At 64.2% G+C, this 12751-nt stretch carries 13 protein-coding genes; 4 read left to right on the top strand and 9 right to left on the bottom strand.

What is annotated here, in order from left to right; genetic code table 11:
- Positions 1 to 20 precede the first annotated feature (20 nt).
- Both EDF53_RS04905 and EDF53_RS04910 read right to left on the bottom strand, forming a co-directional pair.
- On the bottom strand, positions 21 to 485 hold the full coding sequence (locus tag EDF53_RS04905; RefSeq protein ID WP_123292523.1) for a hypothetical protein: 465 nt from the start codon (positions 483 to 485) through the stop codon (positions 21 to 23).
- 76 nt (positions 486 to 561) lie between these two features.
- The gene (locus tag EDF53_RS04910; RefSeq protein WP_123292524.1) at positions 562 to 945 is read right to left on the bottom strand and encodes a hypothetical protein; all 384 of its coding nucleotides are present in this window, start codon (positions 943 to 945) and stop codon (positions 562 to 564) included.
- A gap of 48 nt (positions 946 to 993) precedes the next feature.
- Here EDF53_RS04910 and EDF53_RS04915 point away from each other — a divergent pair, with 48 nt between their 5' ends.
- Positions 994 to 1569, top strand: coding sequence for a hypothetical protein (locus tag EDF53_RS04915; RefSeq protein ID WP_185020948.1), 576 nt, complete (start codon positions 994 to 996; stop codon positions 1567 to 1569).
- A 45-nt stretch (positions 1570 to 1614) separates the two neighbouring features.
- The gene (locus tag EDF53_RS19245) at positions 1615 to 1788 is read left to right on the top strand and encodes a hypothetical protein (RefSeq protein WP_185020949.1); all 174 of its coding nucleotides are present in this window, start codon (positions 1615 to 1617) and stop codon (positions 1786 to 1788) included.
- Positions 1789 to 2013: 225 nt separating this feature from the next.
- On the opposite strand, the gene EDF53_RS04920 is transcribed toward EDF53_RS19245, so the two are convergent.
- Positions 2014 to 2715, bottom strand: a complete 702-nt coding sequence (locus tag EDF53_RS04920) for a recombinase family protein (protein WP_123292526.1) — start codon at positions 2713 to 2715, stop codon at positions 2014 to 2016.
- Positions 2716 to 2857: 142 nt separating this feature from the next.
- On the opposite strand from EDF53_RS04920, the gene EDF53_RS04925 reads away from it, so the two are divergent.
- Positions 2858 to 4072, top strand: a complete 1215-nt coding sequence (locus tag EDF53_RS04925; protein ID WP_123292527.1) for a DUF262 domain-containing protein — start codon at positions 2858 to 2860, stop codon at positions 4070 to 4072.
- Positions 4072 to 5097 (top strand): HEPN domain-containing protein, encoded by a 1026-nt coding sequence (locus EDF53_RS18940; protein WP_148058276.1) that lies wholly within the window; start codon positions 4072 to 4074, stop codon positions 5095 to 5097. The genes EDF53_RS04925 and EDF53_RS18940 overlap by 1 nt, the downstream gene beginning before the upstream one ends.
- A gap of 78 nt (positions 5098 to 5175) precedes the next feature.
- Here the strand turns inward: EDF53_RS18940 and EDF53_RS04930 are convergent, their stop codons facing one another.
- From EDF53_RS04930 to EDF53_RS04960, 6 genes are all read right to left on the bottom strand, one after another.
- Positions 5176 to 5520, bottom strand: a complete 345-nt coding sequence (locus tag EDF53_RS04930; protein ID WP_123292528.1) for an Lsr2 family protein — start codon at positions 5518 to 5520, stop codon at positions 5176 to 5178.
- Between the two features lie 1050 nt (positions 5521 to 6570).
- Positions 6571 to 7206, bottom strand: coding sequence for a hypothetical protein (locus EDF53_RS04940; protein ID WP_123292530.1), 636 nt, complete (start codon positions 7204 to 7206; stop codon positions 6571 to 6573).
- Between the two features lie 88 nt (positions 7207 to 7294).
- Positions 7295 to 7930 carry a hypothetical protein gene (locus EDF53_RS04945; protein WP_123292531.1) on the bottom strand — a complete coding sequence of 212 codons (636 nt, stop codon included), beginning with the start codon at positions 7928 to 7930 and terminating at the stop codon, positions 7295 to 7297.
- Positions 7931 to 8330: 400 nt separating this feature from the next.
- The gene (locus tag EDF53_RS04950; RefSeq protein ID WP_123292532.1) at positions 8331 to 8963 is read right to left on the bottom strand and encodes a uracil-DNA glycosylase; all 633 of its coding nucleotides are present in this window, start codon (positions 8961 to 8963) and stop codon (positions 8331 to 8333) included.
- A gap of 282 nt (positions 8964 to 9245) precedes the next feature.
- Complete coding sequence (locus tag EDF53_RS19250; protein WP_185020950.1) at positions 9246 to 10388, bottom strand: plasmid recombination protein; 1143 nt, start codon at positions 10386 to 10388, stop codon at positions 9246 to 9248.
- Between the two features lie 473 nt (positions 10389 to 10861).
- Positions 10862 to 12304, bottom strand: coding sequence for a phage/plasmid primase, P4 family (locus EDF53_RS04960; RefSeq protein ID WP_123292534.1), 1443 nt, complete (start codon positions 12302 to 12304; stop codon positions 10862 to 10864).
- Positions 12305 to 12751: the final 447 nt, after the last annotated feature.

Here is a 12751-nt window from a genome sequence, read left to right on the forward strand (position 1 = left end):
CGAACACGGCGTCGGCTGGTTCAGCCTTCGGGAGTGCCCGTGCCAGTCATCTCCTGCAGCCGCTGCGCGGCCGCGACCCGAGCGCGGGCGCTCTCGTCGATGTCCACTCGAACCACCTCGACGGCGCTGTCGCGCATCGCCGCAGTCAGCCACGCCTTCGGGCGGAGCAGGTACTGCTCGACCTCCTCATCGATCACGGCGATGATCAACCGCGTCGATCCGAGCTTCCGCCCGGCCCAGGTCAACTTGAACGCGTCGGTCGCGAGCTTCTTCGGTTGGCCACCTCGAAGCACGCCCGTGTGCGCGTACGCCTCCACCATGACTGCACGGTCCTCGGAGGCTCCATCGATCTCGACCCGCACGCCGTCCTCGAACGTGATGCGGGCGGGCGCGAGCGGGACGCCGACGTACGCGGCAACAGCCGCGATGATCAGCGGCTCGGCGTTGCGCTGTGCCAGCGAGTCGGAGACGTGCGGGGCGGTCATCGTTGCAGCGTAGTTCCGGCGCCCCGCCGGGGCTTGGCGGCTGACCGAACGCGGGCGGCGGGTTCCCGCGCTTCGGCTACGTGAAGAACACCAGCGTGCCGACACCGACCCAGGCGAAGAAGATGCCGGCCAGTGCCGCGATGCTCGCGAGGCTGGTCGCGATGATCGCGGAGACCTGTTCCTTCCAGATCCGGAGAGAGCTCGTCGCGATGACGAGGGCGAGCACGGCCGCGGGCAGGGTTCCGATCAGCGCGAGAGCCTGCACCGTCGCCGTGACCCGATCGCCTGCGGTGGGTGGCGTGCTCCCTCCGTCGTAGTCGAACTGGGACGGCGGGGTCTGGGCGGCGGGATCGAACGCCCCGGTCGCCCAAACCGCGATCCCTGTGGCGACGACCAGCGCGATAGCGACGAGCGCTCGGACGTTGAGCGGAGCGCGCTGCGTCTGCCCCCAGAACCCCATGCGACGACACTAGTGTGGCGCGATGATTGGGCACGAGGAGGGGTGATGATGCAGCCGTCAGGACCGCCGGCGGCCGCGGACGGGCATCCGCAGCTCGGCTCGACGCACAAGAACGGCGATCGCCGGTTCGGCATCACCGGGCCCTACTCGAGCGTCCTCGCCGGTCGAGGCACGCCGTTGCTGTCGAGCCTGTACCACTCGACGGTCACCGAGCACATCGGATCAGTCCGCGTTGGCGACGAGCTCCACGTCGAGTGGCGAGGCACCCACTGGTGGGCGACGTCGGACGAAGGCACGGTCGGCCGGCTCTCCTGGTCGAAGGGGCTTCGCGAGCGGACGGCGTACGCACCGGACGGGCCCAGTCCCTACGACTTCGACGACGGGACGCTGTACGTGCAGCACGTCACGGTGAACGCCGCCGGTGAGGTCGTCGACTGCGGCGGGTACGTCGTGCCCGACGACTACGAACCGTCGGACTGGCCGATGACGCCGATGCCGGACCCGGCGGAGCGCGAGCTGAGCATCACGATCGGCGTGCCGGCGCCCATGACTGGGTCCGTGCCGCCTGCGGGGGAGCCACCGGCATCCCAGGCAAGTAGCGAGACCACGACGCGCAGTGGCTGACTTCGGCGGCTGCTCGGGCGCGGCTGAGAGGGAGAGCAATCGACGATGACGTACACACCGCGAGAGCTGGCAGCCGAACTCGGCTACACGAACGAATCCCGGCCGGGACTGGTCGTGCGGAAATACCTGCGCGTGAAGTACCCGACGCACACCGGGCTCTGGGAGCTCGACGAGGCGCAGGCCGACGACGTGCGCGCGAACGTGCCCCGCGCGTCGTGACAGGCAGCAATCGAGCTTGAGACCACGATCGCGGCGATTCGAGCGAGCGCCGCACGCCGTCGGCACGGCATGGCAGTTCACCCCGGGCACGACCGTCGGTACGTACACGTCCCCGGCGGGGCTGCACGGCGACAGGGTGACAACCGCTACAACTTTCCCAAGTGCCGACCTGGGGATTCCCGTATAGGTGTCCCGCGAAAATGCCCGGTGAAGGGGCGCTAAACGCTACACGGCGGCGTCGTCCCCAGCGGCTGCATCTGTGGCAGCGGGGGAGAGAGGTGTCGCGAGCATCCGGTAAAGGGTGGTGCGGTCGATGCCGAGCCCGCGGGCGACGGTGGTCTTGGGGACGCCGGTACCGATGAGTCGGCGTGCTTGAGTGATCTGGTCGTCGGTGAGTTTGCGGTTGCGGCCCTTGTACTTGCCGGCGGCTTTGGCGATGCGGATGCCCTCGCGTTGGCGTTCACGGATCAGGGTGCGTTCGAACTCGGCGAACGCGCCGAGGAGGTTGAGCATGAGCCGGCCGACCGCGTCGTCCGTGTCGCGGCTGTAGGTCTGCTGCTCCTTCACGAACTCGACCGAGGCGCCCTTCGCGGTGATTTCGTCGACGATGTCGCGCAAGTCGCCGAGGGAGCGGGCGAGCCGGTCCATGGATGCGACCCGGACGGTGTCGCCGTCGCGGACGTATCCGATGCAGTCGAGCAGCGCGGTCCGGTCGGTGCGGGAGCCGCCGGAAACCTTCTCTTCGAACACCCGGTCGACGTCGCCGATGGCCTCGAGCTGTCGGTCGAGGTTCTGGTCGCTCGAGCTCACCCGAACGTACGCGACGGTCTGCGCCTTGTGTTGCACCACCTCTGGACCCTCGCACACTCCTGTAGCAAAAGGACGAATCGGCACCCTGGAACCACGCGATTCGACCACCGGAGCCATTGTGGCGTTGGGGTATACCCCAACACGGCGCGTCCGACGACGACGCCCGGTTCGACTGGCACGAGTAGGTGACCTGGAGCGCGCGGCGAAGCAACGTCAGCCCTAGGATGCGAATCACTGCTAACCGACCGAATGGATCCAGGTGCCAGCGAAGCTTCTGCCCAACGAAAAGCTCGACCTCGGTCGCTCGGAGCCCTACGCCGAGCCTCCCATGTCAGATGAACAGATTTCCGCACGTTACGTGAGTGGCGAGATTCGGATCGTTACCGATCAGGCCCGAACTCAACTCGCTGAGCTGCCCGCGGTCCTTTCGTCAGGTCGATGGGAGCTTCGCCCGGACTTCCAGCGTCGCAGCCGCTGGAGTGCCCCTAAGCAATCAAGGCTAATCGAATCGTTCCTTATGAATGTTCCTGTGCCTCCGATCTTCCTCTACGAATATGAGTATTCAAAGTTCCAGGTCATGGATGGTCTGCAGCGCCTAACGGCGCTGTCGGCATTCTACAAGAACGAGTTAGTACTCACGGGTCTTGAATACTGGCAAGTGCTGGAAGGCCGCACCTACGAGCAGCTACCTCTGCAATTACGCCAGGGCATTGATCGTCGGTACCTTTCGAGTATCGTCCTTCTGTATGAAACCGCTCAAAACGCAGAGCAGGCGGATCAGCTCAAAGAGCTCGTCTTCGAGCGCATCAATAGCGGTGGGGAGCCGTTGATGCCTCAGGAATCCCGAAACGCACTCAGTAAGGGGTCGCTGAACTCCGTCCTGCCACGCCTTGCTCGAACGCCGAGCTTCTGTCGCGAGTGGGGAATCCCCGAGCCCGACGACCGGGAGCTGGAGAGTGGGGAGGTAGCGGAGGAGGTCTTAGCCAATGAGAAGTATCGGCAGATGGAAGACGTCGAGATGGTCCTCCGATTCTTCGCGCACCGTCAGCGAGGAGGCGTGGCTGCCCCCCGGCGCCTGCGTCCTTTTCTCGACGAATACTGGACAGTAGCGAATCGTGAACTCGACGAAGAGACGGTCGAAGCTGTGGGCAGGATCTTCGTCGCGACGATCGATTTGGCTGAGGCCGTATTGGGGGAGCGTGCATTCTATATTCGGCGCGACCGCAACGGTGTGAGGTCGTGGGTGCCACGGGCGACGCTCCTTGCATACGACTCAATCATGGCCGCATTCAGTAAGTTCATCGACGAAGAGGGCACTCTCCGCGCGCGCAAGGAGGAAGTCCTATCCGGGTTGGAAGCCCTCTATGACGAGCACGCCGCCGCGTTCGATGGTCGTAGGACCGATCCGCAAGACTTGGCGGAACGCGACGCACTCATCGAGGGTCTCTTGCGGCGAGTCGTGGCTCACGGCTGATGAAGCAGATCACCGATCTGATAACGTCGGCTACTCGCCGTATTCACTCGGACTTAGACCTTTATGATGTTCTGTCAGGAGCCCTTGAGGCCCAGTATGCGGAGGACAGAGAATCCTTACGTGAGCTGGATCAGCGTGCTCGACGATCGACTTACGTAACTGTAATCATTGCATGCTACGGTGTCATAGAGCAGACGATTGACGAGATTCTAATCTCAACGACAATAGTGCTAAATTCCGTATACCCGTCCCGATCCGCACTTCCGGAAAAAGTTCAGAAGGACCATCGCGAGCTCCTTCTTCGATGCCTTATCGACGGGGACCGAGCACGCACCCGCATGCCTGTTGAAGAAGCTGCCGCACTCGCCGCGCTAGGGACATCCTCAGAGGCTGAGCCGGGGTTGATCGGCGCTGCTTTCACACTGTCTACAGCGAATTATCGTTGGGACTACGTAGCGCAGTTGTTGAGCCGATTATCTGTGAATCTCTTGCAGCGAATCTCCAACATTACCACGGAAGAAGCGGATCGTACCGGGTTCAACTCCTTCGAGTCCTTTCTGATCGATTTAGTCCAGCGCAGAAACGATGTTGCCCACTCATATGGCGACGACGATACGCTCTCACCGGACCTATTGCGTTCGTATGTCGACACTGTGGGTGCATACCTCCGGTCGGTTAATGCGGCGGTGACCGAAGAGCTACTTAGTCGGGTAATTGACGTGCGACTAACGTCTTTGGGCACGGTAGTGAAGCGCTGGGAAGGTAGGGTTGGCGTCAAGATGGAGAGAGGTAGGCTGAGTGTGGGCGACCGACTCCTTCTGGTAAAGCACGATGCGGCGACGGTTCACACCGTACGTTCTCTTCAAAGTCAGGATCAGGGCGCTGACCATTTTGAAGTAGGCAACGAGGCCTTGAACGTTGCTGCGGGCGTCGACCTGGCACCGACAAACTGCGAAGGTGCAGCGTCGTACGTTGTCGACGATGACTGGGCGGATCTACTACCAACGGCGATGGATGGTAGTTGACATGATTTCGCCGTATCGGCGCGAACGAGAACAGCCGGCCGCCCTTCGGGGCGGCCGGCTGTTCTGTCCGGGGGAGCGTCAGTGCGCGGCGTCGTATGCGTCGCGGACGGCCTGGCTGATGCGGCCGCGCGAGGAGACCTCGTGGCCGTTCGCGTTCGCCCATTCGCGGATCTTCGCGAGCTCTTCCGAGTTTCCGCGCTTGGGGGCGCTGGCACCGGTGGTCCGGCCGGACCGGCCGCTCACCTTGCGGGCGGCCGCCACGTAGTCGGAGAACGCTTCGCGAAGCGCGTCGGCGTTGTCGTTGGTGAGGTCGATTTCGTAGTTACTGCCGTCGAAACCGAAGGTGACGGTACGGCCTCTGCCGTCTTCGATGGTGTCGCCGCTGAGGTCGTCAACGAGGTATGTGGTGACTTTCTGCGCCATGGTGGGTCGCCTTTCGCTCGGGGGTCACATCAACCCTGGCATAGCTCGCCGGATAGATCGACTTGATGTTTCTTCTTCCCGCGGCCGGTCCAGGCAGACGGACCGGTGAGTTTGAACCGTCACCGGCCGTATCCGGGTATGCCGCCACTCTTGCCCAGCTAAAGCGGCAAGTGCTCGCTGCGGGCAACCATTTTGCAGCGCCAAGGCGACGAGGGCTGGGGGAGCGGCGCTCCGCGAAGTCATCGATATCGACCGTGCGTGCGCTGGTGGCATTCAGTGGCGCTTCTCGGGATTCGTTTGTCACACGGCCGAGAATGGAGTTCAATCAACGCGCAAGGCCGCGAATCCGGTCGAGTCCCCGCGAGATGGCGTCATCCTCAGAGCGCGTGCCTCGGATGACGTCGCGGACGAGGTCCGAGAGCTCCGGATCCCTGAAGTCGCGGCTGGCGTCGAGGTCGCGCGGGGTGACTGCTGCCCGAAGCGTTTGGTCGACCCGATAGCCGCTGAGCACGCGACGGGTTGCTTCCGCGCTGGTGATGAGGCCCTCGTCGACATCGGGTTGCAGATCGATTGGATACGAGCGGTATGGCGGTGTAGCCGGGATCCGACGGGGAACCGGAATCTGAGACGTTATTGCCGTCGTCGACTAGCGCGATCACGAAGGGCAGCGCCTCGTCGGCGGTCATGCGGCCGTCTGCGACGCGAAGCAACAGTTCACGGGCGTTCGAATCGACCACGGCGCCGCCTTCGGCGCCACTCGCGCCGCCGCTGAACGCGACACGACGGTCGGTCTCGGCTGGTGTCGTTGTGGGCGATCGGTGGTGATCGACGTAGTCGAGAGCGTGCGCGATCGCATCGGTGGCGGATACTTCGCCTGCTGTGACGCCCCGGAGGAGCGCTAGCAGGAATGGGTCGGACACGTGATGGCCGGTACTGACCAGCATCTCGCGGCGATTCGAGTCGTGGTGAGCTGCACCGTCGGTTTGGTCGTTCAATGGTCTCCTTGGCGGGTTGGACAGATGGTCCACTGGCACGTCATCGATGACGGCTTCAGGCATCGATAGATGGGAGTGCGGACATGATTGCAGCCACGGCATCGCTGTCCTTGCCGGACCTGAGCCAGGCGTTGGGGGACCAAGCCTCATGGACGATGAGCTCATGGTGAGGGTCGCTGAAGAACTCGTCGGCATCGCGAATTCGCCAGCCCTCCGGAATCCTTCGAAGGAGCTCTGGCACTCCATCAACGACGCACGCTTCCTCGACGTCGAACTGCCAGCGAGGGAACCGAAGCACCCCGAGCATCCTGACTGCGACCAGCTGGCCGACAGACAACGCGTGGTCCAGCTCCTCGGGAGTCCAGCGAAGGAGCTCGAGTACCCATCGGCGGGACATGGTGAGGTCGACCGTTATCTGATCGTCAGGGTCGAGCACGAGATACAAGCGAGTTGCCAAGTTCTCCGCATCGAACTGCTCGGCCTCGCCGTAGGCGCTCCTCTCGATGAGTTCCTCAGCGACCTCGGCGACGCGATCTCGCCACGGCGACTTTCGAGGCTTGACGATTTCGAGGGCGGAAGCGATGGCGTCGACACTCAGGTCAACATCGTCGACCAGCGGTCGGAGCGCCTCGCTGAGACGATAGACGGTATCGCCACTGATTGAGGGGCCCAGGGAGTCGCCGTCGCTCATTCGGAGCCTCGATCACAGCGAGGACTCCAACGATGCGGCGAACCGAAGCGGTGAGCCGAGACGCGTCGCGGTTCGTCATGGCTGCCCACTACCAACGTCCGCTGCCTTCCACGATGTCACGCACAGCTTCTGGGTCTCCGCCGTCCTCGAGCCATGCGGCGGGCGTTTTGCGGCCCTCGCCGTAGAGATCTTCTTGGCGGGTCGTGAAGAAACCGCCCATGGAGATCCAGTCCCAGCGCTGTTCGAGTGCGGGGATCAGGTCCGGGAGGTGCGGCAGGACCCGCCCGACGGGACGAGTGTTGAGCTGCCAGGTCGGGAAACGAAGTTCGCCGCCGATGTCGACGGCGACAAGCCGATGCTTCGCGACTTCCGCGCGGACCTCGTCCTCGGAGAGGTGGAGGAACCGCGCAATGCTTCGGAGCGACCTCGTGTCTCGTGCTGCGGTGAGCCATGTCTTGATCTCCTGCAGGCGGAGTTCCCCTCGGTCAACCTCGCGCTGTGTCTCGGCGAAGGACTGCTCGGTGAACACGCCGAGCTCAATGAGCGCCGCCCGCTGATCGTCGACGTTTGGATCGTGGGGTCGGATAGGCTCAAGTGTCTCAATCAGAGTCGACAGGCCGCGCAGCAGGTATGCGCGCTCACCGCCAAGACCCCGAAGCGCTTCGATGAGGCGCTGGACCTCGTCGTCGTCTGGATCTGTAGGCGATGATTCTCGTGTCGTCATGCTGGGATGCTCGCAGGGTCGAAGATGCGGCAGCCTGGTTCCCCGTCGCGCGGTACGAATCTGCTCGAATACGAGCATCCCGGATATCGGCTATTCTTGCGCCTCGGGAGTGTCAGCGGTCTTGTGGGTCAGCAATGCGGGCCGTGTCCCGCGCGAATGCTTGCCATAGCGTGCGTACCGCAGCGGTGGAGCAGGCGCAACTCAGTACACCGGCGACGTCATGATCAGGCTACGCATCCCGCATAGCCGTGCGGGGGACCAGCGAGGGTCGACAGCCGCATGTGGAGCACCGTGCCGTGAGCGACGATGCACCGCAGCTGGCCAGCGGCGTCCTTCAGTTTCACGCGAGACCCCGTTGAGCGGTAGCTCCCCAGGGGTTCACGTTGGCACAAGCGCGCCCCTACGCGATGAGTTCGGCCGTCTTCGCCAGCGTCTGTGTGAACCGCTCCTTCGCGCCGGCCTGCGCGAAGGACTGGCCCGCCGGATGCACCGTCCGGAGCACGCGGTACCGGTCGCCGATCGTCAAATCCAGGTGCGCGTCCCACCCGTCCTGCGCCTTCTGGCCCGAGAGCACGATGACGCGGAGGTCAGGCAGCAGCTCGAGGAGCGCACGGAGCTCCAGCGACCCCTGCGTGAGCTCGACTTTCGACGGCTTCACCGACGCACGTCCCAGCACCCACGGCACGATGTTCCAGGCGAGCATGCGCTCGTGCAGGCCTACCTCGTTGCGGGTCCGCCAGATGTTCTGCGCCGTCGGGTCGTCGTTGTCAGCGGAGATGAAGCCCGAGCCGCCCCACTGCGGAACCGTCTTCGGGCCGGGCGCTTCGAGCAGCAGCAGCGCACGGGCACCGACGCCGGCTTCGGCCGGGTCGAAGTGCGGGAGCACGATGTCCCGCTGTCGCGCACGGCGCTTCGCCTCGACGCTGCGCGCCCAGGCCTCTAGCGGCAGCGTCGCCTCGGCCGACTCGAGCAGCTCGTTCCGAGCCGCAACGAGCGCCGGCTCACGGAAGCCGCGAGGTGCATCGAGGTACATGACGCGAGCGTACCGAGGGCGAGTAACGACCCTGCGGGCTTTCGAGACAGACGGTCGAGATCTGGAAATGTTTGGGCGTCATTTGGCCGGAATCTGACCACTGAATGGCCACGTCACGCCCTCAAACGTCACTGTCCAGAGTTGGTCCAGCGAGTGGCCGCCCGGTGACCAGCAAACGGTCCTGATCTGCACAAAAAGGCCGCGAGGTGGCCATTTGACGGCCACTGATACTGAACCGCGTGTCAGTGGCCGTCATCTGGTCTACGTGTGACCGTCAGATGGTCACTTGCTGGCTTCCCAGCCCGAATGCCGAACTCGCGGCGTGCTCCCCTCGACTAGTCGCTGCGCATCGACGCGCGCTGCGTGTTCCCGGGCCAGGTCCGCCTCGTAGACCTCACGTAGCGGCTTTCCGTTGCTCTGCCGCTTGTCCAGCCAGCGTTCGATGTACGGCGGCAGGCGATCCAGCTTCTCGTTGAATCCACGCAGCCGCTCGCGCTCCGCCTCTGCCTCATCTCGAGCCCGCCGGGCGGCTGCCTGAACAGCGGCGGCCTCGCGCCCCATCTCGTCCGCTTCTTCTCGAGCCTTCAGTGCCTTCTCCTGGGCGGACGCGAGTGACTCCTCTCGACTTTGCAGCGTCGCTTCTCGTTGGTCGAGGTTCTTCGCTCGGTTACCGAGGCTATGTTGCAGCGTCTCGTACGTCGCCCGCTCGGCTTCCGCATCCGCTGTCGCGTCGTGAAGCCGATCGGCCTTCGACTGAAACTCGCTGCTACTGAGGTGCTGGCGTGAGCGCTCGGTGACGCGATCCTCCACGTCGTACCCGGCAGCCGCCATGTGTTCGCGGAGGTCCTTGTGCTGGCGACGGAGGTCGCCCGGGCCCTTGAAGTAGTCCTTCTGGGACAGGCGCCCATCAGGCGTTACGGGCGTGATGAGGACCTGGAGCTGAGGGTTGTACTCGTCGAGGTGCAGCGAGAAGCCGAGAACGTTCTCCTGCCCGAACTCCTTGGTTGCCCATTCGAACGAGGCGCCCATGTAGTCGACGGCCTCTTTGTTGGGGCCATGGGTGCGCCAGTCGGGATTGAACTCGTCGAACCACTTCGGATCGAGCTGCAGGATGAGGCCCCGAACCAGGACGGCATCCTTTCGCAGGGGGCGCTTGACTATCGCGAGACGGCTCTCCAAGTAGGTCTGGAACTCGGCCGACGGCGGCTTGCCATCGACCGAGACGAGCTGGCGGAAGTCCCCGGCCCCGTCGTTGATCAGCGTGCGGTTGTTGTGTGTCCGCTCCGGAACGATGTTCTTGTTCGTCTGCACGAAGTGGAAGCCGGCCTCCTGATCAGCCTCCCGCGCGATGTGGCGAAAGAAGCGCTGCGCGTGCCCTCCGCGTCCCACTTTGTGTGAGGCGTCGAACGTCATCGTGTAGCTCATGCTTCGCCACCCTCGACGCTGATCGAGCGCTGCACCGACTTCGTCGTCGCACCCCTCGATGCCTTCGGCGACTCTCCCGAGGGGCTTCTTCTGCCGCGACTCCGACCACCACCCCAGTGCACCTTCGGGAGGGTGGTCGTCTCCTTCGCGGCAGAAGAAGGTGTAGCCCCATACACTTCGCGGCCGCTTCGCTCTTCGAAGTTCCTGGTGCCCTGCGGGGCGCCGACGTGCTGCGCGCATCGAGGGCCGCGCTTCGGCGGCCCGAGGGGCCCAACTCGCTGGTCGCTCGTCGGGCCGGCCAGAGTCGCCCAAGGCATCGTTCGCGCGTCGCGGTCGTCGAACGTTGTTCGTACGATCGCGCGCGCACGTGGGCAGCTGAGTGCGTCGCACGTCACAACGGCGTGTCCCCATGGGGCGCTCCCAGCAAGCGCGCACCAGGCCGAGCTCGATGGATTGAAGGTGATCATCACGCTTCACGCTGCCGTCGGGTCGACGAGCAGTCCGACGCGCACAGCGCCCTTCTTCATCCGAGTTGCCGGGATGCCGAGCTTGTCGAGCGCCTCCCCGAACTTCGACCGGCCGAGCTGATGCGCGGTATGGATTCCCTCGTCCGAAGCCCATGCCTGATACGCGCCAAGGAGGACGGTGGTCGTGTCTCCATCCTGCTGATGCATGAGGCAGCGGGCTTCGATGAACCGGCGAACATCGTCCTGCGAGTTGGCGTAGTCCTTGGTCGCCAGGACGACCGACGCGGGCTCGTTCAAGCCGTTGGCGAGGTAGTCCCGCAAGCCTTCGATTGCCCACGCCAGGACGGCGTCGCGGTCCAGCTTGAGCTTCGAACTGAGTTCAGGATCCTGCTGGGCCTTCTGGATCACCACGTTGAATGGCACCACGCGAACTCGCGCCCACGTCGCTGGGTCGTTCGCCGGGAGCTTCGGCAGGAAGTTCGTGATCATCAGGATGAGGAAGGCGGGAGTGAACTGGAACGGGGCGCCGTACAGTTCGCGTGCAGTGATCTCGTCGTTGCCCGTCATGCGCTTCATGAAGGCTGCCGAGATCCGAGCGTTCTCCTCAAGCTCTGATGCGACCAGCAGCCGGACGCCGCGCAGCTTCGCAAGCCCGGGCGTTGCGTTCTGGGCGTTACCGCCGCGCTGCACCTCGAAGAGCCCAGCCTCCGCCACCGCCGCGTAGTCGCCCAGCGCGTCCATGCAGGCGGTGTACGCGACTCCCTTCCCGTTTCGCCCCTCACCGGTGACGATCGGAAAGATGTGCTCGCGAACCTCGCCGAGAAGGCTCAATCCGATGAGTCTCTGGAAGAACCGCTGCACTTCCATGTCCGGGAGAACCTGATTCAAGAATCCCTGCCAGGGGCCCGACTGTGCCAGGTTCGTCGGGTCCGCCGAAGCGCGGGTCAGCTTGGTGATCAGGTCGCTCGGATCGTGAGCACGAAGCCGCATCGTTCGAAGATCGAGCGTGCCGTTCGGCATGTTCAGCAGGTCGGGGCCCGCATCGAGCTGATCGATCGTCGCCGTCATCCCCTGAAGACTCGATGCGATCTTGAGGACGCCGGCGAGGCCGCCAGCGCTCTCGCAAGACTGCACGAGGGTGAAGAGATTCTTGCCGCGGCGGGCCAAGACCTCGTCGTGTTCGAACTCGCCCTTGGCGAGCTCGTTTGACGCTCGCAGGCGCAGACGGCGAAGCGTGCGAAGGAGCGCGTCCTGCGTGAGTCCCGTGTCGGCGACCCACCGGGTGTCGTCGAAGGCCATCCAGCCCATGTTGCGGACGAAGAGGAAACGACCGAAGTTGTCGAGCGCGAACTCGAAGGCGATCTGGGCCTGATTCCGGTGCGACTCCGCTCCATCCTGAAGCTCGGCGAGCAGGGTCGACTGAGATACGATGGTGTTGTTCAAGATCATCTTTCTGATGGTTGGTCGGCCTCGGCGTCTTCAGCGCCGGGGCCTTCTTGTTTGACTGATCGCTGCGCGATCGTGCGCTCGTGCGCTGGGGAGGCGATGAGGCGAGCGCCGTTGGCCTTGTCGAGTCGCAGAGTCGCGGGTCGCTGGGCTCGCTGACGCAGCGCGGGTAGGCGCAGAGAGACGCAATCGCTCGATGGGGTTGGGCATCGCTGTGCAGCAGCGAGGGGTGACGTTGGTGACGTTCTGGAACAGAAGCTCACTGGCCGTGCGCGACCGTGAGATGACTCAGGAGTTCGCTGGTCGAGTGCCCATCGGGACACTCGTCGTACGAACGGATCTCGACTGCTTGCAGGTCCGTTCGGTGACGTCACCAACGTCACCGCCTTGATCGAGCTCTCTCAAGGGGAGGCTTCGGGCGCAACCCGAGCAAGCAGTGAAGCCGAGCCG

This window comes from Curtobacterium sp. PhB78 (assembly GCF_003751685.1).
GTDB lineage: Bacteria > Actinomycetota > Actinomycetes > Actinomycetales > Microbacteriaceae > Curtobacterium.

Excerpts from the sequence above, each read along its gene's own strand:
- EDF53_RS04905 (WP_123292523.1), bottom strand. The coding sequence starts at position 485 with ATGACCGCCCCGCACGTCTCCGACTCGCTGGCACAGCGCAACGCCGAG.
- EDF53_RS04910 (WP_123292524.1), bottom strand. The coding sequence starts at position 945 with ATGGGGTTCTGGGGGCAGACGCAGCGCGCTCCGCTCAACGTCCGAGCG.
- EDF53_RS04915 (WP_185020948.1), top strand. The coding sequence starts at position 994 with ATGCAGCCGTCAGGACCGCCGGCGGCCGCGGACGGGCATCCGCAGCTC.
- EDF53_RS19245 (WP_185020949.1), top strand. The coding sequence starts at position 1,615 with ATGACGTACACACCGCGAGAGCTGGCAGCCGAACTCGGCTACACGAAC.
- EDF53_RS04920 (WP_123292526.1), bottom strand. The coding sequence starts at position 2,715 with ATGGCTCCGGTGGTCGAATCGCGTGGTTCCAGGGTGCCGATTCGTCCT.
- EDF53_RS18940 (WP_148058276.1), top strand. The coding sequence starts at position 4,072 with ATGAAGCAGATCACCGATCTGATAACGTCGGCTACTCGCCGTATTCAC.
- EDF53_RS04930 (WP_123292528.1), bottom strand. The coding sequence starts at position 5,520 with ATGGCGCAGAAAGTCACCACATACCTCGTTGACGACCTCAGCGGCGAC.
- EDF53_RS04940 (WP_123292530.1), bottom strand. The coding sequence starts at position 7,206 with ATGAGCGACGGCGACTCCCTGGGCCCCTCAATCAGTGGCGATACCGTC.
- EDF53_RS04945 (WP_123292531.1), bottom strand. The coding sequence starts at position 7,930 with ATGACGACACGAGAATCATCGCCTACAGATCCAGACGACGACGAGGTC.
- EDF53_RS04950 (WP_123292532.1), bottom strand. The coding sequence starts at position 8,963 with ATGTACCTCGATGCACCTCGCGGCTTCCGTGAGCCGGCGCTCGTTGCG.
- EDF53_RS19250 (WP_185020950.1), bottom strand. The coding sequence starts at position 10,388 with ATGAGCTACACGATGACGTTCGACGCCTCACACAAAGTGGGACGCGGA.
- EDF53_RS04960 (WP_123292534.1), bottom strand. The coding sequence starts at position 12,304 with ATGATCTTGAACAACACCATCGTATCTCAGTCGACCCTGCTCGCCGAG.